The 23,041-nt window shown below is 72.6% G+C and carries 19 protein-coding genes and 1 pseudogene; 10 read left to right on the top strand and 10 right to left on the bottom strand.

What is annotated here, in order from left to right:
• Nucleotides 1–4 precede the first annotated feature (4 nt).
• Both OF819_RS04675 and OF819_RS04670 read left to right on the top strand, forming a co-directional pair.
• Nucleotides 5–1,219, top strand: coding sequence for an acetyl-CoA C-acetyltransferase (locus tag OF819_RS04675; RefSeq protein WP_267242038.1), 1,215 nt, complete (start codon nt 5–7; stop codon nt 1,217–1,219).
• 56 nt (nt 1,220–1,275) lie between these two features.
• The gene (locus OF819_RS04670; protein ID WP_267242037.1) at nt 1,276–3,477 is read left to right on the top strand and encodes a 3-hydroxyacyl-CoA dehydrogenase NAD-binding domain-containing protein; all 2,202 of its coding nucleotides are present in this window, start codon (nt 1,276–1,278) and stop codon (nt 3,475–3,477) included.
• Between the two features lie 28 nt (nt 3,478–3,505).
• On the opposite strand, the gene OF819_RS04665 is transcribed toward OF819_RS04670, so the two are convergent.
• The 3 genes from OF819_RS04665 to sph form a co-directional block, all read right to left on the bottom strand.
• Nucleotides 3,506–4,231 (bottom strand): MerR family transcriptional regulator, encoded by a 726-nt coding sequence (locus OF819_RS04665; RefSeq protein WP_267242036.1) that lies wholly within the window; start codon nt 4,229–4,231, stop codon nt 3,506–3,508.
• Between the two features lie 217 nt (nt 4,232–4,448).
• Nucleotides 4,449–5,357 (bottom strand): cation diffusion facilitator family transporter, encoded by a 909-nt coding sequence (locus tag OF819_RS04660; RefSeq protein ID WP_267242035.1) that lies wholly within the window; start codon nt 5,355–5,357, stop codon nt 4,449–4,451.
• Between the two features lie 149 nt (nt 5,358–5,506).
• Entirely contained in the window at nt 5,507–6,520 is a 1,014-nt protein-coding gene (gene sph, locus OF819_RS04655; RefSeq protein WP_267242034.1) for a sphingomyelin phosphodiesterase, read from the bottom strand.
• Nucleotides 6,521–6,714: 194 nt separating this feature from the next.
• Here sph and OF819_RS04650 point away from each other — a divergent pair, with 194 nt between their 5' ends.
• Complete coding sequence (locus OF819_RS04650; RefSeq protein WP_267242033.1) at nt 6,715–7,662, top strand: oxygenase MpaB family protein; 948 nt, start codon at nt 6,715–6,717, stop codon at nt 7,660–7,662.
• Here OF819_RS04650 and OF819_RS04645 read toward each other — a convergent pair.
• Nucleotides 7,625–8,689, bottom strand: coding sequence for a LacI family DNA-binding transcriptional regulator (locus OF819_RS04645; protein ID WP_416370468.1), 1,065 nt, complete (start codon nt 8,687–8,689; stop codon nt 7,625–7,627). The genes OF819_RS04650 and OF819_RS04645 overlap by 38 nt on opposite strands.
• A gap of 300 nt (nt 8,690–8,989) precedes the next feature.
• On the opposite strand from OF819_RS04645, the gene OF819_RS04640 reads away from it, so the two are divergent.
• Complete coding sequence (locus OF819_RS04640) at nt 8,990–10,291, top strand: M14 family metallocarboxypeptidase (protein ID WP_267242031.1); 1,302 nt, start codon at nt 8,990–8,992, stop codon at nt 10,289–10,291.
• Between the two features lie 188 nt (nt 10,292–10,479).
• Here the strand turns inward: OF819_RS04640 and OF819_RS04635 are convergent, their stop codons facing one another.
• The gene (locus tag OF819_RS04635) at nt 10,480–11,475 is read right to left on the bottom strand and encodes an NAD(P)/FAD-dependent oxidoreductase (RefSeq protein ID WP_267242030.1); all 996 of its coding nucleotides are present in this window, start codon (nt 11,473–11,475) and stop codon (nt 10,480–10,482) included.
• A gap of 52 nt (nt 11,476–11,527) precedes the next feature.
• On the opposite strand from OF819_RS04635, the pseudogene OF819_RS04630 reads away from it, so the two are divergent.
• A pseudogene (locus OF819_RS04630) lies at nt 11,528–11,724 on the top strand (oxidoreductase); the annotation flags it as partial.
• 306 nt (nt 11,725–12,030) lie between these two features.
• Entirely contained in the window at nt 12,031–13,668 is a 1,638-nt protein-coding gene (locus OF819_RS04625; RefSeq protein ID WP_267242029.1) for an ABC-F family ATP-binding cassette domain-containing protein, read from the top strand.
• Between the two features lie 337 nt (nt 13,669–14,005).
• Here OF819_RS04625 and OF819_RS04620 read toward each other — a convergent pair whose 3' ends face one another.
• Together OF819_RS04620 and OF819_RS04615 are read right to left on the bottom strand one after the other, a co-directional pair.
• Nucleotides 14,006–16,381: a Tex family protein gene (locus tag OF819_RS04620; protein ID WP_267242028.1), complete on the bottom strand. Its 2,376-nt coding sequence runs from the start codon at nt 16,379–16,381 to the stop codon at nt 14,006–14,008.
• A 108-nt stretch (nt 16,382–16,489) separates the two neighbouring features.
• Nucleotides 16,490–17,353, bottom strand: a complete 864-nt coding sequence (locus OF819_RS04615) for an SCO6745 family protein (RefSeq protein ID WP_267242027.1) — start codon at nt 17,351–17,353, stop codon at nt 16,490–16,492.
• A 139-nt stretch (nt 17,354–17,492) separates the two neighbouring features.
• Here OF819_RS04615 and OF819_RS04610 point away from each other — a divergent pair, with 139 nt between their 5' ends.
• Both OF819_RS04610 and OF819_RS04605 read left to right on the top strand, forming a co-directional pair.
• Nucleotides 17,493–18,479 (top strand): GlxA family transcriptional regulator, encoded by a 987-nt coding sequence (locus tag OF819_RS04610; RefSeq protein ID WP_267242026.1) that lies wholly within the window; start codon nt 17,493–17,495, stop codon nt 18,477–18,479.
• 30 nt (nt 18,480–18,509) lie between these two features.
• Nucleotides 18,510–19,172, top strand: a complete 663-nt coding sequence (locus tag OF819_RS04605; RefSeq protein WP_267242025.1) for a DJ-1/PfpI family protein — start codon at nt 18,510–18,512, stop codon at nt 19,170–19,172.
• A gap of 82 nt (nt 19,173–19,254) precedes the next feature.
• Here the strand turns inward: OF819_RS04605 and OF819_RS04600 are convergent, their stop codons facing one another.
• Nucleotides 19,255–19,998 carry an enoyl-CoA hydratase/isomerase family protein gene (locus OF819_RS04600; protein ID WP_267242024.1) on the bottom strand — a complete coding sequence of 248 codons (744 nt, stop codon included), beginning with the start codon at nt 19,996–19,998 and terminating at the stop codon, nt 19,255–19,257.
• A 73-nt stretch (nt 19,999–20,071) separates the two neighbouring features.
• On the opposite strand from OF819_RS04600, the gene OF819_RS04595 reads away from it, so the two are divergent.
• Both OF819_RS04595 and OF819_RS04590 read left to right on the top strand, forming a co-directional pair.
• A complete protein-coding gene (locus tag OF819_RS04595) occupies nt 20,072–20,671 on the top strand; it encodes an HdeD family acid-resistance protein (protein ID WP_267242023.1) in 600 nt (199 codons plus the stop codon).
• Nucleotides 20,672–20,835: 164 nt separating this feature from the next.
• A complete protein-coding gene (locus OF819_RS04590) occupies nt 20,836–21,342 on the top strand; it encodes an ATP-binding protein (RefSeq protein ID WP_267242022.1) in 507 nt (168 codons plus the stop codon).
• Here the strand turns inward: OF819_RS04590 and idi are convergent.
• Both idi and OF819_RS04580 read right to left on the bottom strand, forming a co-directional pair.
• Nucleotides 21,308–21,901 carry an isopentenyl-diphosphate Delta-isomerase gene (gene idi / locus OF819_RS04585; RefSeq protein WP_267242021.1) on the bottom strand — a complete coding sequence of 198 codons (594 nt, stop codon included), beginning with the start codon at nt 21,899–21,901 and terminating at the stop codon, nt 21,308–21,310. The two genes, OF819_RS04590 and idi, sit on opposite strands and share 35 nt — an antisense overlap.
• Before the next feature lie 190 nt (nt 21,902–22,091).
• Nucleotides 22,092–23,033, bottom strand: coding sequence for a cation diffusion facilitator family transporter (locus OF819_RS04580; RefSeq protein WP_267242020.1), 942 nt, complete (start codon nt 23,031–23,033; stop codon nt 22,092–22,094).
• Between the last annotated feature and the right edge of the window lie 8 nt (nt 23,034–23,041).

Below are 23,041 nucleotides of genomic sequence, written 5' to 3'. Positions count from 1 at the left end.
ACCAGTGAGCACCGAAGCGTATGTGTACGAGGCGATCCGCACCCCGCGCGGCCGCGGCAAGGCGGGCGGGTCCCTGCACGGCACCAAGCCGATCGACCTGGTGACCGGGCTCATCCAGGAGCTGCGGGGCCGCTTCCCCGGCCTCGACCCGGCCGCGATCGACGACATCGTCCTCGGCGTCGTCGGCCCGGTCGGCGACCAGGGCTCCGACATCGCCCGGATCGCCGCCATCGCCGCCGGACTGCCCGACACCGTCGCCGGGGTCCAGGAGAACCGCTTCTGCGCCTCCGGGCTCGAAGCGGTCAACATGGCGGCCATGAAGGTCCGCTCCGGCTGGGAGGATCTGGTGCTGGCCGGCGGCGTCGAGTCGATGTCGCGGGTCCCGATGGCCTCCGACGGCGGCGCGTGGTTCGCGGACCCGATGACCAACTTCGACACCGGATTCGTCCCCCAGGGCATCGGCGCCGACCTGATCGCCACCATCGAGGGCTTCAGCCGCCGCGATGTCGACGAGTACGCGGCGCTGTCCCAGGAGCGCGCCGCGACCGCCTGGAAGGACGGCCGCTTCGACCGCTCGGTCGTGCCCGTCCGCGACCGCAGCGGCCTCGTCGTCCTCGACCACGACGAGCATATGCGCCCCGGCACCACGGCCGACACCCTCGCCGGGCTCAAGCCCTCCTTCGCCGGCATCGGCGAGATGGGCGGCTTTGACGCGGTGGCGCTGCAGAAGTACCACTGGGTGGAGCGGATCGACCATGTCCACCACGCGGGCAACTCCTCCGGCATCGTCGACGGCGCGGCCCTCGTCGCCATCGGCTCCCGGGCGGTCGGTGAGCGGTACGGGCTCACCCCGCGCGCCCGCGTCGTCTCCGCCGCGGTCTCCGGCTCCGAGCCGACCATCATGCTCACCGGGCCCGCGCCCGCCACCCGCAAGGCGCTCGCCAAGGCCGGTCTGACCATGGACGACATCGATCTGGTCGAGATCAATGAGGCGTTCGCCGGCGTGGTGCTGCGCTTCGCCCGCGATATGGACCTCTCCCTCGACAAGGTCAACGTCAACGGCGGCGCCATCGCGATGGGCCACCCGCTGGGCGCGACAGGCGCGATGATCCTGGGCACCCTCGTCGATGAACTGGAGCGCCAGGACAAGCGGTACGGCCTGGTCACGCTGTGCGTGGGCGGAGGAATGGGAATCGCCACGGTCGTCGAACGCCTCTGAGGCCGCCCGCCCGTCCGCCCGCCACAGCCGCACCGCACACCTCACGGAGACATCGCATGACCGAGACCACCGCCAGCCAGGAAGAAACCATCGGCGTCATCCGCTGGGAGCAGGACGACGACGGCGTCGTCACCCTCGTCCTGGACGACCCGGACCAGTCCGCCAACACCATGAACCACGCCTTCCGGGAATCCCTCGCCGCGGTCGCCGACCGCGCGGAGGCGGAGAAGGACGCCATCCGCGGCATCGTCATCACCTCCGCGAAGAAGACCTTCTTCGCGGGCGGCGACCTCAAGGACATGATCAAGGCCGGCCCCGGCGACGCCCAGCGCATCTTCGACGCGGGCATGGACGTCAAGCGCGCTCTGCGCCGTATCGAGACCCTCGGCAAGCCCGTCGTCGCGGCGATCAACGGCGCGGCGCTCGGCGGCGGTTACGAGATCGCGCTCGCCTGCCACCACCGCATCGCCCTCGACGCGCCCGGCTCCAAGATCGGCCTGCCCGAGGTGACCCTCGGCCTGCTGCCCGGCGGCGGGGGAGTCACCCGCACCGTACGCCTCATGGGCATCGCCGACGCCCTGCTGAAGGTGCTGGTGCAGGGCACCCAGTACAGCCCGCGGCGCGCCCTCGCGAGCGGCCTCGTCGATGAAGTGGCCGAGACCCGCGAGGAGATGCTCGCCCGGGCGCGCGCCTTCATCGACGCACACCCCCAGTCGCAGCAGCCCTGGGACGTCAAGGGCTACAAGATCCCGGGAGGGACGCCGTCCAATCCCCGGTTCGCCGCCGACCTCCCCGCCTTCCCGGCGAACCTGAAGAAGCAGACGGCAGGCGCGCCCTACCCCGCCCCGCGCAACATCCTCGCCGCGGCGGTGGAGGGCTCGCAGGTCGACTTCGAGACCGCGCAGACCATCGAGGCCCGGTACTTCACCGAGCTGGTCACCGGGCAGACCGCCAAGAACATGATCCAGGCGTTCTTCTTCGACCTCCAGGCCGTCAACTCCGGGGCCAGCCGGCCCCAGGGCGTCGAGCCGCGCCGGGTCCGCAAGGTCGCCGTGCTCGGCGCGGGCATGATGGGCGCGGGCATCGCCTACTCCTGCGCACGCGCCGGGATCGACGTCATCCTCAAGGACGTCTCCCTTGAGGCCGCCGAGAAGGGCCGGGCGTACTCGGAGAAGCTGCTGGACAAGGCGGTGGCCAAGGGCCGCAGGACCGAGGCCGAGCGGGACGCGCTGCTCGCGCGCATCACGCCTGCCGCGGACGCGGCGGAGCTGGCGGGCTGTGACGCCGTGATCGAGGCGGTCTTCGAGGACACCGCCCTGAAACACCGGGTGTTCCAGGAGATCCAGGACATCGTGGAGCCCGACGCGCTGCTCTGCTCCAACACCTCCACACTGCCGATCACCCTGCTCGCCAAGGGCGTGGCGCGGCCGGCGGACTTCATCGGGCTGCACTTCTTCTCACCGGTCGACAAGATGCCCCTGGTGGAGATCATCAAGGGGGAGCGGACCGGGGACGAGGCCCTGGCCCGCGCCTTCGATCTGGTCCGCCAGATCAACAAGACGCCGATCGTCGTCCATGACTCCCGCGGCTTCTTCACCTCCCGCGTCATCGGCCGGTTCATCAACGAGGGCGTCGCCATGGTGGGCGAGGGCGTCGAGCCCGCGTCGGTCGAGCAGGCCGCGGCCCAGGCGGGCTACCCGGCGAAGGTGCTGTCCCTGATGGACGAGCTGACCCTCACCCTGCCCCGCAAGATCCGCGACGAGACGCGCCGGGCGGTCGAGGAGGCCGGCGGCGCCTGGCCTGGCCACCCCGCGGACGCCGTGATCGACCGGATGGTCGACGAGTTCGGCCGTACCGGACGCAGCGGCGGCGCCGGCTTCTACGACTACGCGGAGGACGGCAGCCGGGCGGGCCTGTGGCCGGGCCTGCGCGAGCACTTCGGCAGGGCGGACGCCGCGGTCCCCTTTGAGGACATGCAGGAGCGGATGCTCTTCTCCGAGGCCCTGGACACGGTCCGCTGCCTGGAGGAGGGGGTGCTGACGTCGGTGGCAGACGCCAACATCGGCTCGATCATGGGCATCGGCTTCCCGGCGTGGACCGGCGGCGTGCTGCAGTACATCAACGGCTACGAGGGCGGACTGCCGGGCTTTGTCGCCCGCGCTCAAGAGCTGGCGGAGCGCTACGGCGAGAGGTTCGAGCCCCCGGCGCTGCTGCTTCGGAAGGCGGAGAAGGGAGAGCGGTTCACCGACGACCGGTGAACGGTGTGCCCGCGCCCGCGGGAGGCGTTCACCGAGCGGTGAACGCCTCCCGCAGCTCCTCCTTCAGAAACCGCTGAAAAGCGGTCACCAGCGCCTGCACCACGATCGGCTGCATATGGGCCGACAGCGACTTCATCGCGGCCACCTGCCCGGGGTCCCACACCTCGTCGCGGAAGAGCCGGGTGAGTTCCTGGGCGGCCGCCCGCGAGTGCTCCAGCAGCACGCTGCGGGCGGCCAGGATCGTCTCGTGCGCGATGGGCACGTCGAGCAGCTCCACACCGAGCCGCAGCAGCCCCGGATCGAGGCGGTAACCCTCCTCGCCCTCCCCGGTGCGCTGGAGGACGCCCATCGCCGCGAGCCGCTCGACGTCCTGCCCGGACAGCTCCCGCCCGGCACGCCGCTCCAGCTCGGCCCGGGTGGCCTCCTCGGGCGAGTCCGGCGCCCAGGAGGCCACCACCGCACGGTGGATCGCCAGGTCATGGGCGCTCAGATCGTCCGGCAGCTGCTCCAGATAGCGTTCGATCGCGGCAAGCGTCATGCCCTGGTGCTGGAGCTCCTCGATCAGCGCCAGCCGGGCGAGATGGGCCGGGCCGTAGCGGCCCACGCGCCGGGGCCCGATCGACGGCGGGGGCAGCAGTCCGCGGGTGCCGTAGAACCGTACGGTCCGCACGGTCACCCCGGCCCGCGCGGCCAGCTCGTCGACGGTGAGCGTCATCTCCTCGCCGTGCACACCGGCGTCGGCCTCGGTCGCCATCTGCCTCGCGCCTCACTTCCCGGCTGCCGCCTCCTCGCCTTGAGTCCAACAGTATTGCTGTCTCACCACTGGTGAGAAACCCTGCGGCGGTTGTCGGCTCTCCCGCCGGGCGGCTGACGGCGCGGGGCATCGCGATGGCGGTGTACGACCCCGACGCGGACGGAGCCTGTTGAGCCGGGGGGCGGCTGAGCCGGGGCCGACCGCCCCCGACGAGACGTCAGGGACGGACCTGGACCGTCGCCGCCGTCAGGCGGCGGACGCCGCGGACTAGAGCGTGCTCCGCCGCCTGTGCCACCGCATGGGCCTGTGCGACCGTCAGCGCCGGATCCACGCGGATCGAGGTCTCGGCGCGCAGTCCGTGGCCCAGCCAGCGCAGCCGCACCGCGCTCACCGCCCGCACGCCCTCCACCCCCGTCAGCGCGGTCTCCGCCTGGTCGACCAGCGCCGGGTCCACGGCATCCATCAGCCGGTGCCAGATGTCCCGGGCCGCGCCCCGGAGCACCGCCGCGATGGCCGCTGTGATCGCCAGGCCGATCAGCGGGTCCGCCCAGCGCCAGCCCAGCGCCGCGCCGCCCGCGCCCAGCAGCACGGCGAGCGAGGTGAAACCGTCGGTGCGGGCGTGCAGCCCATCGGCGACCAGCGCCGCGGAGCCGATCTTCTTGCCGGTGCGTATCCGGGCACGGGCCACCCACTCGTTCCCGGCGAAGCCCACAAGACCGGCCGCCGCCACCGCCGGCAGATGGGTCACGTCCTGCGGCTCGATGAGCCTGCGCACCGCCTCATATCCGGCGAAGAGCGCGGAGGAGGCGATCACCAGCACCACGAAGACGCCCGCCAGGTCCTCGGCGCGCCCGAAGCCGTAGGTGTAGCGGCGGGTGGCGGCGCGCCGCCCCAGGACGAAGGCGAGGGCCAGCGGCAGCGCGGTGAGCGCGTCCGTCGCGTTGTGCACGGTGTCGCCCAGCAGCGCCACCGAACCCGACGCCGCCGCGATCACCGCCTGCACCAGCGTGGTCGCCGCCAGCACCGCGAAAGAGAACCAGAGCGTCCGCAGCCCCTGCGCGGACCCCTCCAGCACCTGATCATGGTGGTGATGGTGGTGGCCATGGACGTGCCCGAGACCCGTCATGGCCACCACCGTGGCACAGACAACCCCTTGCGGCCACTGCCGAAAAACGGCCTCTGACCAGCTGCGAAGGGCTTGCGATTACGGCCCGGCGGCTACTGCCCGCCGGTCACCGCCTCGCGGTCAATGCCTCGCGGTCAACGCCCGCCCGGTCAGCGCCCGGAGGCGACGACGGGGTAGTGGTCGGAGAGGTTGGTGTAGGTGTAGTCCACACCCCAGCTGGTGACCGTCCAGGGCGCGGACGACTCCTTGATCACCTCATTGGTCCAGCCGGCCGGCCGGGCGTGCCCCGCCCGGTGCAGCACATAGTCCAGATCCTCACGCGGGTCGTCCGGGTAGCGGTAGGAGGCGATCGAGTTCTCCTCCGTGTCGAAGGAGTACGGGTGCCCGGTGCGCGCGTCCGCGTCCGCCAGACCGGCGTCGGACAGCATCGAGGCGTACTCCGCGGTGCGCGAATCCACGTTGAAGTCGCCCGCGACCAGCACCTGCTCCGAGGCCGGGATGTTCTTGCCGTCCAGGAACGCGTCCATGGCCCGGAACTGACGGCTGCGCATCTCGGCGGCCTCGCCCGGGTCGCAGCCCGGGTCGGTCGACTGCGCATGGGTGCCCACCACATGCACCTTGGCGCCGTTCACATCGAGCACCGCGTAGACGAAGCCCTTGTTGGACCACCAGTCGGCGCCGCACGCGTCCTTGTAGACGTACTGCTCCTTGCGGATGATCGGCCACTTGCTGAGCACCGTCACCCCGCCGTCCTCCGGCGTCAGGGAGGAGTACGCGCCGCCCGTGGCGTCCCAGCCGCTCTTGGACCGGCCCATCACCGGCGTCTGGTACGGGTATTCGGCCGCGGCCCGGCTCATCAGCGCGTCCGACGAGGAGTTGTCGAACGCCTCCTGCAGCACGACCACGTCATTGCCCTTGAAGAAGGAGGTCTTCGGTATCTCGGCGGCACGGTGGTCCTGCCCCCAGTTCGGGTACAGGTTCTTGCTGAACAGGAACGCGTTGTACGACAGCACTTTCAGCCGGGGAGTCTCCGCGGCCGTCGCGCCAGGCGCGGCCGAGGCAGCTGTCGCGCCCGGCGCGGCGACGGCGAGGAGCGCGGCGGCGAGCGCCGAGGACAGGGCTGCGCCGCGGATTTTGCGCAGCGCGGAGTATGAGTGCGGCACGGATTCTCCTGGGTTCGGACTGTGGGGGGCGGGACCGGCGCGCCACATCAAATCAGCCACAGTTACCTTCTGGTAATGCTCAGGAGGCGGCTTTCTTTCCTGCGCCGCACGATCACCCCAACACCTCACCCGCCCCCGCACCGGCGCATACTGGAAGATGCATCGAGCACGTACAGGCACGGGGAGCAGACCGCATGAGCAGCGCCGCAACCGACCCCGTGCCGCCCCCGCCCGGCGGGGTGCTGTGGACGCTGGCCGGGGATGTGCGGGCGCTGCTGATGCTGCCCGCCGCCCTGACGATGCAGGTGGCCCACCCGGCCGTGGGCGCCGGCGTCGACGAGCACTCCGTCTTCCGCACCGACCCCTGGGGCCGCGGCGAACGCTCGCTGCGCTCCCTCCAACTGTGGGTGTACGGAGGTCCGGACGCCGCCGCCGAAGGCCGCAGACTCCGCGACCTGCACAGGACCATCCAGGGCGTCGACGCGCACGGCCGCCGCTACCACGCGCTCGACCCCGCCTACTACGCGTGGGTCCACGCCACCGGCTTCCCCGTCTACCAGCACGCTGCCCGCTATCTGGTCCGGCCGCTCACCGAGGCGCAGGAGCGCGCCCTGTACGCGGAGTGGCTCCGGGTCGGGCGCATCCTGGGCCTTCGGGACCGGGACATGCCGCAGACCCTGGAGGAATTCTGGCCGTACTACCGCACGGTCCTCGCCGAAGAGATCGAGGCCACTGCCGTCGTACGCGAACTCGTCTCCCTCGACGCGCCCGTGCGGCCGCCCGACCGCGGGCCGCTGGCGCTGCGGCTGGCGCTGCGCGCGCTCTGGCCGCTGCTGCTGCCGCGCATTCTGCGCTTCCGGCGCTTTATGACCATCGGGCTGATGCCGCCCGAGGCCCGTGAGGCGATCGGCCTTGAGTGGAGTGACCGGCAGGAGCGTGCGCTGCGCCGCTTCGGCCGGGTGGTACGGGCCGTGGTGCCGGCGCTTCCCGAGCGGCTGCGCTATCTGCCGCTGGCCCGGCGCGCCCGGCAGCAGGCGCGGCGCGACGGCACGCTCCCGCGGAAGACCCTCATCCGGAGCGCGCCCCCGCCCGCACGCAACGAGCTCAGGCGGAAGCCCGCACGACGAGCGTCGTCGGAGTGATGATCGAGGCGGGACCGCCGGACCGCGACCCATTCGCGCCCCGGTCGTCGAGCACGCGCATCAGCAGCCGCACCATCAACCGTCCCATGCCCTCGATGTCCTGACGGACGGTCGTCAGCGGCGGATCGACGGCCTCCACGACCGAGCGCATATCGTCGAAACCCACCAGCGCCACATCCTGCGGCACCCTCCGGCCGCTCTCGCGCAGCACGCGCAGGGCGCCCGACGCCATCAGATCGTTGGCGGCGAACACCGCGTCCACATCGGGCCGGTGCTCAAGCAGCTCCGCCATGGCGCGCGCGCCGCTCTCCGCCGTGAAGTCCCCCTGCCGGATCAGCTCCGGGTCGGGGTCCACCAGCACATCGTGGTATCCGGCGATCCGGTCGAGCGCGGAGGTCTGGTCGCGCGGCCCGGCGATATGCGCGATGCCGGTGCGGCCGAGTGAGACCAGATGGCGCACCGCCTCACGTGCCCCGCCGCGGTTGTCGGCGTCGACATAGGGGACCTCGGGCTCGCCGCCCCCGTCCGGACGGAAGGGGCGCCCCCCGAACACGGCGGGCACCCGCGCCCGGCGGATGACGGAGGGCAGTGCGTCGTCATGGTGGAGCGAGAAGGCGAGCGCGCCGTCCACATGGCCGCCGCCCAGATAGCGGGCGATACGGCCGTGATCGCCCGGCCCCTCCACCCACAGCAGCACCAACTGCACGTCATAGGCGATCAGTTCCCTGCTGATCCCGCGGACCTGCTGCTCGAAGAACGGGTCCGAGAAGATCCGGAACTCCGGCTCGGCGATGATCACGGCGATCGCGCCGTTGCGCCGGGTCACCAGGGTGCGGGCCGCGTGGTTGGGCACATAACCCAGCTCCTCCACGGCCTGCCGCACCTTGTCCACGAGCGGGGGACGCACGCCCGCGCCGCCGTTGACGACCCGTGAGGCGGTGGCGCGGGAGACTCCGGCGCGGGCCGCGACGGCTTCGAGAGTGGGACGCGAACCAGCGGTCTGCTCCGGCAACACGGCGCTCCTCATCTGCTTGCCAGCCTGTTCAGCGGCCTCCCGCCCAGGGTATCGGCGCGAGGCCGGGCAGCGGGAGAGCGCTCTCCCCGCCCAGGCGCGTCCTCGCGGCACGCGAGTGCCCGCTCCCGTCCCGTCCCGCGCCGCGGCCGCTTCCCGTCACCCCCGTGGCCGAACGACGCCCTGTCGCACGGCAGTCGCCAGGAGTACCGTCCCCGCTCATGCCGAGGCGCGCGTCCCCGCACCCCGCGATGCGCGGCCAGCCGTGCAGTCACCTCGTCGCGCACCCTGTCGTCATCCGGGAGGCAGCAGCAGATGTTCGCCCGTGTCCGGCTCCGCACCCTCGCCCTGACCGCGGCCGCCGCCGCACTCGCCGCGCCGCTGGTCACCGCGCCCGCACAGGCCGCACACCCCAAGCCCCGCACGGGCTTTGAGACCAGCGGGGGAGCGCGCTGGACCAGCGGGGCGGAGGAACAGGCCTTCCTCACGGCGGTCGACCGCGGGGCGCCGGGCCCCGGCGACCGGGTGTCGGTCCGCAGGATCGGCACGACCGCGCAGGGCCGTCCGCTCCAGCTCGTACGGGTCGGGGCCCGGCACGCCCCGGTCACCGTGCTCCTGGTGTGCAGCCAGCACGGCGACGAACCGGCCGGGCGCGACGCCTGCCTGAGCGCCGTGCGGGATCTGGCGTACGCGCGCGACGGCGCGACCCGCAGCCTTCTGGACCGTACGCGCGTCCTCGTCGTCCCCACCGCCAACCCCGACGGGCGGGCAGCCGGCACCCGCGGCAACGCGGACGGCGTGGACGTCAACCGCGACCACATCGCGCTGCGCACCGCCGAAGGCCGCGCGCTGGCCGCCGTCCTGCGCGACGAACGCCCCGACGTCGTCTACGACCTGCACGAGTACGGGGCCACCCCGCCGTACTACGACAAGGACCTGTTCGACCTGTGGCCGCGCAACCTCAATGCCGACGCCGGAATCCACCGGGAGGCGCGGATCCTGTCCGGCCGCCATGTGCGGCCCGCCGCACACCGCCACGGCTTCACCACAGGCACCTACGGCATCTGGACCGACCCGGTCACCGGCGAACCGGTCAGACAGACCGCGGGCGACGGCCAGGAACGCATCCTCCGCAACGCCTCGGGCGTCAAGAACGCCGTCGGCCTGCTCATCGAGAGCCGTGTCGACCCTCTGACGGACGAGGAACAGCACGACCAGGCCGCCAACAAGCGGCGTCGTGTGGCCAGTCAGCGCGCCGCCCTGGACGGGCTCCTCGACTACGCCGGAGAACGCCGTCTCCGCATCGCGGCCACCACGGCCGCCGCCCGGCTGTCGGGCCTGCTGGACCACGGACCGGTCTACTTCGGCGGCGCGGACAACGACCCGCCCACCCCGGACGAGACCCTCCGGAACCCGCCCTGCGGCTACCGGCTGAGCGCCGGACAGTACGCCGACGTGCACGACGAACTCGCCCTGCACGGCGTCGTCTCCCGCCCGGACCCGGCGGGCGGCGCGACGGTGCCCCTGCGGCAGTCGCAGCGCGAACTCGTGCCCCTGCTGCTCGACGCCCGCGCCCCGTACCACCTGACGGAGGGCCAGCCGCTCGCCCGCTGCTGATGCCTGGGACCTGTGCGCCGAGCACGCCTTCCCGTGAACATGTCCCCTTCGCCGCGCAGCGCCAGGGCTCCCCTGGCGCTCACGGCTGCTGTGACGCCGGCCGCGACCGCCTGCGGCGGCGCCGGTGCGGGCTCGGGAAGCGGGCGCGAAGACAACGGCCGTCCCGCCAGGGCAGAGCTTGCCGGGAGCTAGGGAAGGGCCGCTGAGGCCAGCTCCGCCGCCGCCTCCGCGCACCCCCAGGCGACCGTCACCCCCGCGCCCCCGTGTCCGTAATTGTGGACCAGCAGCCCGCCGTCCGGGCGGCGCACCGCCTCCAGACGTACGCCGCCCGAGCGGACCGGGCGCAGCCCCACCCGGTGGGCCAGCACACGGGCGTGCGCGATCTCGGGGCGGATCCGTGCACAGCGGGCCACGATCGCCTCGGCCGTCGCCGGGTCGGGGGAGGTGCGCCAGTCGTCCTCCTCCGCGGTGCCGCCCAGGACCAGCCCGCCCGGCTGCGGGAAGAAGTAGGTCGCGCCGGCCGCCGTGTCCACGGCCGTGAACCATTCGTCGATCCCCGGGTTCTCCACCACCGTCAACTGCCCGCGCACCGGCCGTATCCGCTCATCCGGCACCAGCCGCCGCGCACCCAGCCCGGTGCAGTTGACCACCGTCCCCGCCGCGGCCGCCGCCTCGTCGAGCGAGGCCAGCTCCCGGGTCTGGACCTGCCCGCCCGCCGCGGCCAGCCGGCCGCGCAGCCACTCCAGATGCACCGGCATGTCGATCAGCGGCAGCCGGGCAGCGAGCCCTGAGCCGCAGCCCGGCGGCAGTTCCGGCGCACCCGGCCCCAGCTCCCGCAGGCCGGCCACCTGCCCCGCCCACGGCCCAAGACCGGAGAGCGCCATATCCGCGTGGACGCCGGGGACGAACCGCACCCCCGTCTCGCCGGGGCGGGCGGCGAGCCGCTCGTACACCCGCAGGGAGGCCAGCGACCAGGCGCCCACCAGGTCCTCCGGCTCGATGCGGTACGGCCACCACAGCGCGCCCGCGACCGCGGAGACCGTGTCCGCCGGGGCGTCGCGCGCCCAGACCCGTACGCGCCGCCGCCCGCCGCCCCGCTCGGCCAGCGTCACGGCCGTCGTCAACCCGATGACCCCGCCGCCCACCACGATCACATCGCTGTCGTTCATCTCGCTGCCGCTCATGCCCGCACCGTAACGCGGCGATGCTCCCGGCACGCCTGCCGGGACCAGGTCATACGCCGCCTTCGACCCCGCCCCGGCGACGCGCGCGGGGGCGCGGTCCTCGCCGACGGCGGGCGGCCGCTGCCGTTCCGGCCCTGCGACCTCGCTGCCGTGCCGCCGCCGCTCGCCTCAGACGTCCCACCGGCGATCTTCACCGACCGGGTGCGCACCCTGCTCCCGCACACGCCGCCGCCCCTGCCCGGCCGACGGTGTGCCCCGCCCCCCTTCGTCCCTCCCCCCCCATGCGCGTCGCACAGATCGAACAGGCCCCGCAGCTCAGCCCGGCCGCCCGACGTCGCCTGACGGGCCCGACGGCGCAGGGCGGCGGGGGCGCTGCTGAGGATCGCGCCGCCGAGTGCCGGGTCCGGCCGACTGCGACGCACCGCCCGCCGCGGCCCTTCCGGCGCACGCGGCGGGCCCGCGGGTCTACGGGCGGCCCGCACGGCGGGCGGCGTGCCCGTCGCGCGCATATCTCGGTGACGCGCCGGCGCCCGCGCCCGTAGGATCAGCGCTCTGATGACTGCCACCCTCGTCGCCAAGGATCTCGCCGCGGGCCACGGCGAACGCTCGCTGTTCACCGCTCTCGACCTCGTCGTCGCGCCGGGAGACGTCGTCGGACTCGTCGGCGTCAACGGCGCGGGCAAGTCGACGCTGCTCCGGCTGCTCGCCGGCCTCGACACGCCCGAACAGGGCGAGGTGCGGCTCTCGCCGCCCACCGCCGCGGTCGGCCATCTGCCGCAGGAGCCCGAGCGGCGGGCGGGCGAGACGGTCCGGGAGTTCCTCGCCCGCCGCACCGGCGTGGCCGCGGCCCAGGCGGCGATGGACGAAGCCACCGAAGGGCTCGTGGCAGGCACGCCCGGCGCGGACGACGCCTATGCCACCGCCCTGGAGCGCTGGCTCCACCTCGGCGGCGCGGACCTCGACGAGCGTGCCGAGGAGATCGCGGGCTCGCTCGGTCTGACGATCGGCCTCGACCTGCCCATGACCGCGCTCTCCGGCGGCCAGGCGGCACGCGCCTCGCTCGCCTCGCTGCTGCTGTCCCGCTATGACGTCTTCCTCCTCGACGAACCCACCAACGACCTCGACCTGGACGGGCTTCAGCGGCTGGAGTCCTTCGTCACCGGACTCCGGGCGGGCGCCGTCGTCGTCAGCCATGACCGCGAGTTCCTCACCCGCACCGTGACCAAGGTCCTCGAACTGGACCTCGCCCAGCGGCAGATCACCCTCTACGGCGGCGGCTACGCGTCCTACCTGGAAGAACGCCGGACCGTGCGGCGGCACGCCCGTGAGGAGTACGAGGAGTACGCGGACAAGAAGGCCGCCCTGGAGACGCGGGCGCGCACCCAGCGCGCCTGGATGGACAAGGGCGTCAAGAACGCCCGGCGCAAGGCCCCCGACGGCGACAAGGCCGGCCGGAAGTTCCGCAGCGAGGCGAGCGAGAAGCAGGCGGCCAAGGCACGCCAGACCCAGCGGATGATCGAGCGCCTGGAGACCGTCGAGGAGCCCCGCAAGGAGTGGGAGCTGCGGATGGAGATCGCCGCGGCGCCCCGCTCGGGCGCGGTGGCCGCGACCTTGCGCGCCGCCGAGGTGCGGCGCGGGGACTTCCGACTCGGCCCCGTCTCACTCCAGATCGACTGGGCCGACCGGGTCGCCGTCACCGGCCCCAACGGCTCCGGCAAGTCCACCCTGCTGGCCGCCCTGCTCGGCCGGCTCCCGCTGGCCGCGGGCCACGCCGCGCTCGGCTCGGGCGTCGTGGTCGGCGAGATCGACCAGGCCCGGGCGCTCTTCCACGGCACCGACACCCTGCTCGACGCGTTCTGCGCGGCCGCCCCCGAAACCGAACCGGCCGACGTCCGCACCCTGCTGGCCAAGTTCGGCCTCACCGCGCACCACGTTCTGCGCCCGGCGACCACCCTCTCCCCGGGCGAACGCACCCGCGCGGCCCTCGCCCTGCTCCAGGGCCGCGGGGTCAACCTCCTCGTCCTCGACGAGCCGACCAACCACCTCGACCTGCCGGCCATCGAGCAGCTGGAGTCCGCGCTCGACTCCTACGCGGGGACGCTGCTGTTGGTCACTCATGACCGGAGGATGCTGGATGCGGTGCGGGTGACGAGGCGGGTCGAGGTGACGGAGGGCAAGGTCCTTGAGCACTGAGGCGCCGCGCTTTCCCCTCTACGCCCCTGGGGTTCCCGTAACCGGGGGCTCCGCCCCCAGACCCCCGTACGGCCTGAAGGCCGTGTCCTCAAACTCCCCCAGACCCGGTCCGGGAGGCGCCCCCAACGCGCTTGATTCGGCTGCGCCCAACCCCAGCCCCGCCGCCATTGGCAGCGCACATCCAGCCTCGTCGGCGATTGAGGCGCAGGGGCCAGAAGTCCAGCCCCGCCGGCGATTGAGGCGCGGGAGCCAGCACATCAGCCCCGCCTGGGGGTACCCCCAGCGGTAGCTGGGGGAGTTTGAGGCGCGGGGGGCCGGGGGGCGGAGCCCCCGCATCTCAGCGGCGGCCGCGCCCCCGGCCCCCGTCCAGCAGACCCGCCTTGCGCAGCGCGTCGGCCATCGCGCTGTTCGCGGGCGCGGGCCCCGGCCGCCCGCCGCCTCCGCCGCCGGAGCCAGTGCCGCCGCGGCGGTCGCGCTCGCGCCCCCCGCCGCCCTGCCGCTGCTTCGGCGGACGGCCGCCGCCTCCCGCCCCCGCGGCCTCGTCGTCGAGCCGCAGCGTCAGCGAGATCCGCTTGCGCGGGATGTCGACGTCCAGGACCTTCACCTTGACGACGTCGCCGGGCTTGACCACATCCCGCGGGTCCTTCACAAAGGTCTTGGACATCGCGGAGACATGGACCAGCCCGTCCTGGTGCACACCGACGTCCACGAACGCCCCGAAGGCCGCGACGTTCGTCACGACGCCCTCCAGGACCATCCCCGGCGTCAGATCGCCGATCTTCTCCACGCCCTCCTTGAAGGAGGCCGTCTTGAAGGCGGGCCGCGGGTCGCGGCCCGGCTTCTCCAGCTCGCGGAGGATGTCCGTCACCGTCGGCAGGCCGAAGGTGTCGTCCACGAAGTCGCCCGGCTTCAGCGACCGCAGCACCGCCGTGTTGCCGATCAGCGAGGCGACCTCGCCGCCCGACTTCTTCACCATCGACCGCACCACCGGGTATGCCTCCGGGTGCACGCTGGACGCGTCCAGCGGATCGTCCCCGCCGCGGATGCGCAGAAAGCCCGCGCACTGCTCGTACGCCTTCGGGCCCAGCCGCGCCACGTCCTTCAGCGCCTTCCGGGAGCGGAAGGGTCCGTTCGAGTCGCGGTGGGCGACGATGTTCTCCGCGAGGCCCGCCCCGATGCCGGACACCCGGGACAGCAGCGGCGCGGACGCGGTGTTGACGTCGACGCCGACGCCGTTCACACAGTCCTCCACCACCGCGTCAAGCGAGCGCGACAGCTTCACCTCGGACAGGTCGTGCTGATACTGGCCCACGCCGATCGACTTGGGGTCGATCTTCACCAGCTCGGCCAGCGGGTCCTGCAGCCGCCGGGCGATCGACACGGCCCCGCGCAGTGAAACATCGAGGTCCGGCAGCTCCTGCGAGGCGAACGCGGAGGCCGAATAGACGGACGCTCCCGCCTCCGAGACCATCACCTTGGTGAGCTTCAGCTCCGGGTGCCGGGCGCACAGTTCGCCCGCCAGCTTGTCGGTCTCCCGCGACGCCGTGCCGTTGCCGATCGCCACCAGTTCGACCGCGTGCTGCTTCGCCAGCCGCGCCAGCGTCGCCAGGGACTCGTCCCACTTGTTGGCCGGAACGTGCGGGTAGATGGTGTCCGTGGCCACGACCTTGCCGGTCGCGTCGACCACGGCGACCTTGACGCCGGTGCGGAAGCCGGGGTCGAGGCCCAGCGTGGCGCGCGTGCCCGCGGGCGCGGCGAGCAGCAGATCCCGCAGGTTCGCGGCGAAGACCCGTACCGCCTCGTCCTCGGCGGCCGTACGCAGCCGCGTCCGCAGATCGATCCCCAGGTGCACCTGGATCTTCGTCCGCCAGGCCCACCGCACCGTGTCCTTCAGCCACTTGTCGGCCGGACGCCCCCGGTCGGCGATGGAGAAGCGGGCGGCGACGATTGCCTCGTACGCCGACCCCTCGGCAGGCCCGTCACCGGGCTCCTCCGGCTCCAGCACCAGGTCGAGGATCTCCTCCTTCTCGCCGCGGAACATCGCGAGCACCCGGTGCGAGGGCAGTTCGGTGAACGGCTCGGCGAAGTCGAAGTAGTCGGCGAACTTCGCGCCCGCCTCCTCTTTGCCCTCCCGCACCTTCGCCGCGAGCCGCCCGTGCGTCCACATCCGCTCACGCAGCTCGCCGATCAGATCGGCGTCCTCGGAGAAACGCTCCGTCAGAATCGCCCGTGCGCCCTCCAGCGCGGCGGCCGCGTCCGCGACGCCCTTGTCCGCGTCCACGAACGCCGCCGCGGCGGCGAGCGGCTCCACGGACGGATCGCCCAGCAGGCCCTCGGCCAGCGGCTCAAGACCCGCCTCCCGCGCGATCTGCGCCTTGGTCCGCCGCTTCGGCTTGAACGGCAGATAGATGTCCTCCAGCCGCGCCTTGGTCTCGGCGGCCAGGATCTGCGCCTGCAGCGCATCGTCCAGCTTGCCCTGCTCACGGATGGAGTCGAGGATCGCGGTCCGCCGCTCCTGAAGCTCCCGCAGATACCGCAGCCGCTCCTCAAGCGTGCGCAGCTGCGCATCGTCGAGCATCTCGGTCGCTTCCTTGCGGTAGCGCGCGATGAACGGCACGGTCGCCCCGCCGTCGAGCAGCTCGACGGCCGCCTTCACCTGCCGCTCCCGTACGCCGAGCTCCTCGGCGATCCTGCCTTCGATGGACGTCGTCACGGTGTCCCGACTCGCCTTCTCACGCTGGCTGTGCTTGAGAGTGCATTGTGCCGCGCGGCAGGGCGGCGTGTCGCGCGCCCCCGTCCGCGCGGCCCGTCGCGCCCGGCGTCAGCCCTTGCCGAGCAGATCCTCCGGGAACGCCCCGGCCGCCGCGGCCGTCACCAGATAACCGCGCCCCAGCTCGGTCAGCCGCTCCACGCCGTCCGTGCCCAGGTGCTCGTACGGAGCCGCGTCCAACCGGTCCGTCAGGTCCTCCAGCTCCGCCCGCAGGGCCGTGCCCTCGTCCGTCAGCTCGCCGTCGCCGTCGAGCAGTCCGCGCGCCCGCAGCCGCTCCTGCGCGGCCTCCCAGTCGGCGGACTGCCAGCCGCGGGTCGTCAGGACCCACTGAGGGTTCATGCCCTTGCCGGTGGCGGTGTGGCTCACCAGCGCCTCCAGGGGATCGAGGCCGAGGGACATCAGCGCGGCGACATGGCCGTCCCCGCGGTGCTCGCGCAGCAGGGTGGCGGCGTGCCAGTACGCGAGATGGGGCTCGGTGGGCACGGGCAGGTCGGCGTGCGCCGCGTACAGCGGGCGGGCGTGGCGGGTGCACGCCTCGGCGGCGCGCAGCGCGAGCCGCGCGGCCTCGGCGAGCTCGGGGGAGGAGATGACGTCCTCGCCGAGCAGCCGCCGCAGGGTGGCGTCCACGGCGCGCAGCCGGGCGGCGAGCACCTCTTCGGGGGCGGCCTGCGACCAGGCGGCGGGCAGGTGCCGGGCGATCGCCTCATGGCTGAAGTTGTAGAAGGCCGCGGTGACCGCGCCAGGCCCGACCGCGCCCATGGCGGCGGACCGCGACGCGAAGTAGGCGGGACCCCAGCCCTCAAGTCCGAGCCGGGCCATCTCCTTCTCGTAGTCGGGCGAGAAGTACACGGTCGAGTGCAGCGGGTTGAGCACATTGTGGCAGCGCCGTCCGGCGCGCGCGGGCAGAGTGGTCATGACTGCACGCTACCGACTGGTTGGTACGGTCGGAAGCCCCCCGGAAGCCGCCCGGAGGCGCTGCGGGCACGCGAGGGACGGCAGGAAAGGTGGGGTCTTCGTCATTGCGGCCATCCACGCGCCCGCGAAGGATGAAGCCATGACGAAGCGACCCGTCCTCGTCGTCCTCTTCGACGATGTGCAGAGCCTGGATGTCACGGGGCCCGTGGAGGTGTTCTCCGCCGCCGGCCACTTCACCGGCGACGCCGACGCCGACGCGTACCCGATCCGCACCGCCTCGCTCGACGGAGCGCCCGTCCGCACCGCCAGCGGACTGCGGCTGACGCCGGACATGCCGCTCGCCGAGGCCGAGGTGGAGCACACGCTGCTCGTCCCCGGAGGCGAGGGCACCCGTACGCCCGACCCGCGGCTGATCGACTGGCTGCGCGAACACGCCCCCCGGGCCCAGCGGTTGCTGTCCGTGTGCACCGGGGCCCTGCTGCTGGCCGAGGCGGGGCTGCTCGACGGCCGCCGGGCGACCACTCACTGGGCGCACTGCGACCGCCTCGCACGCCGCCATCCGGAGGTGGACGTGCACCCGGACCCGATCTTCGTCAGGGACGGGGAGATCGCCACCTCCGCCGGGGTCACCGCGGGCATCGATCTGGCTCTCGCCCTGGTCGAGGAGGACCACGGCCGGGAGGCGGCGCTCGCCGTCGCCCGCGTCCTGGTGGTCTTTCTGCGCAGACCGGGCAACCAGGCGCAGTTCAGCGCCCAGCTCGCCGCGCAGACCGCCCGCCGGGAGCCGCTGCGCGAGGTGCAGCGCTGGATCAGCGAGCATCCCGGGGGCGATCTGTCGGTCGAGGCGCTGGCCGCCCGTGCGCGGCTCTCGCCCCGGCACTTCGCCCGCGCCTTCCAGGCCGAGACCGGCATGACGCCGGGGCGCTATGTCGAGCGGGTCCGTCTTGAACACGCCAGGAGGCTGCTGGAGGACTCCCGCGACGGCGTCGAGGAGATCTCGCGGGCCTGCGGCTACGGCACGCCGGAGGCGATGCGCCGCGCTTTCGTCAGAACCCTCGGGGCCGCGCCCGCGGAGTACCGCCGCCGCTTCCGCGGCCCCGTCCCCGCACACGCCGAATCCCCTTGAACCGATGACCGCTGAACCGAAAGGAACGCGATGCAGATCGCCATACTGCTGTACGACAGGTTCACTGCCCTCGATGCCGTCGGCCCCTATGAGCTGCTGGGCCGGCTGCCCGGCTCCGAAACCGTGTTCACCGCCAAGGAGAGGGGGCCGGTCCGGGGCGACCAGGGCAGCCTGGCGCTGGTCGCCGACCGCGCCCTCGACGAGGTGGGATCCCCGGACATCGTGCTGGTGCCGGGCGGCCCCGGCTCCCGTGCGGCCATGCGCGACAAGACCGTCACGGACTGGCTGAAGGCGGTCGACGCCACCTCGGCCTGGACCACCTCGGTGTGCACCGGCTCCCTGGTGCTGGCCGGGGCGGGCCTGCTGACCGGCCGCCGGGCCACCACACACTGGCTGGCGATGGACGAGCTGCGCCGCTTCGGCGTCGAGGCCACGGGGGAGCGGGTGGTCTTCGACGGCAGGTACGTCACGGCCGCCGGCGTCTCCTCGGGCATCGACATGGCCCTGCACCTCCTCGGCCGGGTCTCCGGGGACTTCACCGCCCAGTCCGTGCAGCTGCTCACCGAGTACGACCCGCAGCCCCCGTATGACGCGGGCTCACCGGAGAAGGCCCCGGCCGAGGTCGTCGACTACTGGCGGCGCAGGGCCGAGGCGGGGAAGGACGAGAAGGAGGCGGCGGCCGCGCGGGGCTGAGCAGGGGCGGCGGCCCCGGCCGCCGGGCCGTCACAGGGGAGCGACCCGCCGGACGGCGGCCGCCGCAGCCGTGTGGACGGTCTCACACAGACCAGTCGAAGCGCGGCGCCCGGCGCTCCAGGAACGCGGCGACGCCCTCCGCGGTGTCGCCGCTGCCGCGGGCCTGCTCCGCCCAGTGCGCCTCGCGGTCGTCCCGGCCCGCCGCGAACTCCTTGGCGGCCGCCTGGGTGAGCTGGGAGCGCGCGGTCAGCACCCGGGTGAACTCCGCGACCCGCTTGTCCAGCGCGCCGGACGGCAGCACCTCGTCCACCAGGCCGGTCCGCAGCGCCCGCTCGACGCCGATCAACTCGCCCGAGAAGAGCAGATACTTGGCGGCGGAAGGACCCACCAGCGCGACCAGCCGCCGGGTCGACGAGGCGGGATAGACGATCCCCAGCTTGGCCGGGGTCACCCCGAACAGCGCCCCCTCCTCGGCGAACCGCAGATCGCAGGCCGCCGCGAGCTGGCTGCCGCCGCCCACGCAGTAGCCCCGCACCGCGGCCAGCGTGGGCTTGGGGAAGGCGGCCAGCGCCTCCTCGGCCAGCACCGCCAGCCGCTGCTGCTCCTCGCCGGGTGCGCGCAGCGCCGAGATGTCGGCCCCGGCGCAGAAGGTGTCGCCCGCGCCGGTCAGCACGAGCGCCCGCACACGGCGGTCCGCGGCGAGCCCGTCGAGCAGCGGGGGCAGGGCGCGCCACATGCCGGCGGTCATGGCGTTGCGCTTCGCTGGGTTGCTGATGACGACGGTGGCCGTGCCGTCGGCGACGGTGTGCTGCAGCTCGGGCTCCATGCGCCGGATGCTATCCGGGCGATGTGATCGTACGATCAGGAAGGGGCTGGTGCGCTGCTGCGAGGAGGCGTCGATGGCTGACCCCGTGACCGATTCCGCCTGGGACGGCAGAAGGCTCAGCCGCAGCTTCGGCTGGCTTGCGCTGCTCGGCGCGATCCTGGTGATCGGCGGGCTCGTGGGGCTCGTCTACACCGCTGCGGCGACTCTGACCTCGATGCTGCTCTTCGGCTGGCTGCTGCTGATCGGCGGACTGGTCGGACTGCTCCAGGCGGTGCAGTCGCGCGGCAGCAGCTTCTTCTGGCTGGCCGTGGTGGTCGCGGCGCTCAATATCGCGGCCGGTGTGGTCGTCATCCGCCATCCGGAGGGTTCGGCGGAGGCGCTGACGATGTTCGCCGCCCTGCTCTTCCTCACCGGCGGCCTCTTCCGGCTGGTGGGCAGCGTGGTGGTGCGCGGGCCGCAGTTCGGCTGGACGCTGGTGCAGGGCGCCTTCGGGCTGCTGCTGGGCATTCTGGTGCTCGGCAACTGGCCGGAGAGCAGCCGCTATGTGCTGGGCACCTTCTTCTCGCTCGCGCTGCTGTTCGACGGGCTCGGGCTGATCGCGGTCGGCCTCGGCGGACGGCGGGTCATCGGCATGGTCGAGCGACCGGATAAACCAATCAATCCGGAGCGATGAGAAGACGACCAACATCGGTCGCGCAACTCGCCCTGTCGTACACACCTGATCAAAAGGCGTCGATAGACGCTGACTTCTGTTCAGGTGCCCGGTATGGACCAACACCCTCCCAACACTTGTTACCCGGTGGTCAGTGGCCTCGAAGCGAGGGTGGGTGCCAGACGATGGAGAGCCGCGGGAGCGTCCCAGCCCGGCCGTCGGCGGACGAGGGAGTGTGGCGGTTCACCGTCCCCGCGGTCGAGGTGTCCGTCCCCCATGCCAGACACGCCGTACGGGATCTGCTGGCCCGCCAGGCCGTGCCCGTCCGGGACGACCTCCTCCAGGGGCTGCTGCTGATCCTCTCCGAGCTGGTCACCAACGCCGTACGGCACGCGGCTCTGCTGTCGCCCCAGATCGCGGTGGAGGTCGCCGTCTCGCCCGACTGGATCAGGGTGGCCGTCGAGGACAACCACCCCTACCGGCCCAAACCACTGGAGACGGACTACGGCCAGACGGGCGGCCGCGGGCTGCTGCTCGTCCGTGAGATCACCCTTGAGGCGGGCGGCACCTGCGATGTCGAGCACACGGCGAACGGTGGCAAGATCATCTGGGCGGCGCTGCCGCTCGCGGCCGCGCCGTCTCGTACGGCGGACCCGCTCACCAGCCCCCGGACGGCCCCGTCAGCTCCCTGATCGCCGGCCGCGCCGCATCGAGCACGGTCATGAACCACGCCGAGAACGGGGCGTCGGCATGCAGCTCGGCCAGCTCCCCCGGGGTGACGAAGGCCGTCTCGCCGACCTCGTCCGGGTCGGGTCGCGGAGGGGACTGCACCAGACCCACGAAGAGATGGTTGAACTCCTGCTCCACCAGCCCCGAATCCGGGTCGGGGTGGTTGTAGCGGACCGTGCCCGCCTCCGCCAGCAGCGACGGCGACACCCGCAGCTCCTCGAAGGTGCGCCGGGCGGCCGCCGTGAACGGCGCCTCGCCGGGATAGGGGTGCCCGCAGCAGGTGTTCGACCAGACGCCGGGGGAGTGGTACTTCCCCAGTGCGCGGCGCTGGAGCAGCAGCCGCCCCTGTTCGTCGAAGAGGAACACGGAGAACGCCCGGTGCAGCTGCCCGGGCGCCCGATGCGCGGCGAGCTTCTCCGCGGTGCCGATGGTGTTGCCGTGCTCATCGACCAGTTCGAGCAGGATCGCTTCCGGTGCGCCGTTCGACGGACTGTTCGCCGCGGTGGCTGGTGTGGTCGGCATACCCATCCTTCACTTCGGTCCTGGGGCCCGCTCAGTCTGCCGTACAAAAGCGGCTTGTCCGTACTTCGACAGTGCGGGAAACCGCACCGGTTTCACCGTCCCGGGTGGTGTGAGAGACGCGCAGTTGACGCTTGTGCGGTCGTCGTCGGCCGTCGGTGACAGAACCGGCCGTTGGTGACGGAACCGGCCGTCAGTGACAGAGCCGCGCCTCATGGGCCGCATGACCGGCTGGCTCAAGCTGGAAGGTGCAGTGTTCCACGTCGAAGTGGTCGCCCAGACAGCCCTGAAGATCATGCAGCATCTTCTCGTGGCCGATCGCGTCGAGAACCTCGGGGCTGACCACCACATGGGCGGAGAGCACCGGCATACCCGAGGTGATTGTCCAGGCGTGCAGATCGTGCAGACCCTCCACCCCGGGCAGCTGAAGGATGTGCTCCCGCACCTCGGCCATGTCGACGCCCTTCGGAGCCGCCTCCAGCAGGACGTCTATCGTCTCGCGCAGCAGCTTGAGCGTGCGCGGAACGATCATCAGACCGATGACGAGAGAGGCGATCGGGTCGGCCGCCTGCCAGCCGGTGGCGAGGATGACCCCGGCCGAGATCAGCACGGCCACCGAGCCCAGGGCGTCGGCGAGCACCTCCAGATAGGCCCCGCGGACGTTGAGGCTCTCCTTCTGCCCCCGTACCAGCAGGGAGAGCGAGATCATATTGGCGACCAGGCCGACCGCGGCGAACGCGATCGTCAGCCCGCCCTTGGTCTCCGCCGGAGTGATGAACCGCTGCACCGCCTCGTACAGCAGATAGCCGCCGACGCCGAGCAGCAGCAGGCAGTTCGCCAGAGCGGCGAGGATCTCCGCCCGTGCGAAGCCGAAGGTGCGGTTCAGCCCTGCGGGCCGGTTGGCGAAGTGGATCGCGAGCAGCGCCATGCCGAGCCCCACCGCGTCCGTCGCCATATGGGCCGCGTCCGCGATCAGGGCGAGAGAGTTGGCCAGCACACCGCCGACGACCTCGACGACCATCACACTGAGTGTGATCGCGAGCGCGATGCGCAGCCGGCTCCGGTAAGCGGCGCCCGCGGTGCCGCTGGGCGGCCGCCCGTCGTGCGTATGCCCGTGATCGTGCCCAGCCCCCATGAGGCCGC

The sequence above is a fragment of the Streptomyces sp. PR69 genome (assembly GCF_026420845.1).
Lineage (GTDB): Bacteria > Actinomycetota > Actinomycetes > Streptomycetales > Streptomycetaceae > Streptomyces.
This window is presented reverse-complemented; position numbering and strand designations above follow the sequence as displayed.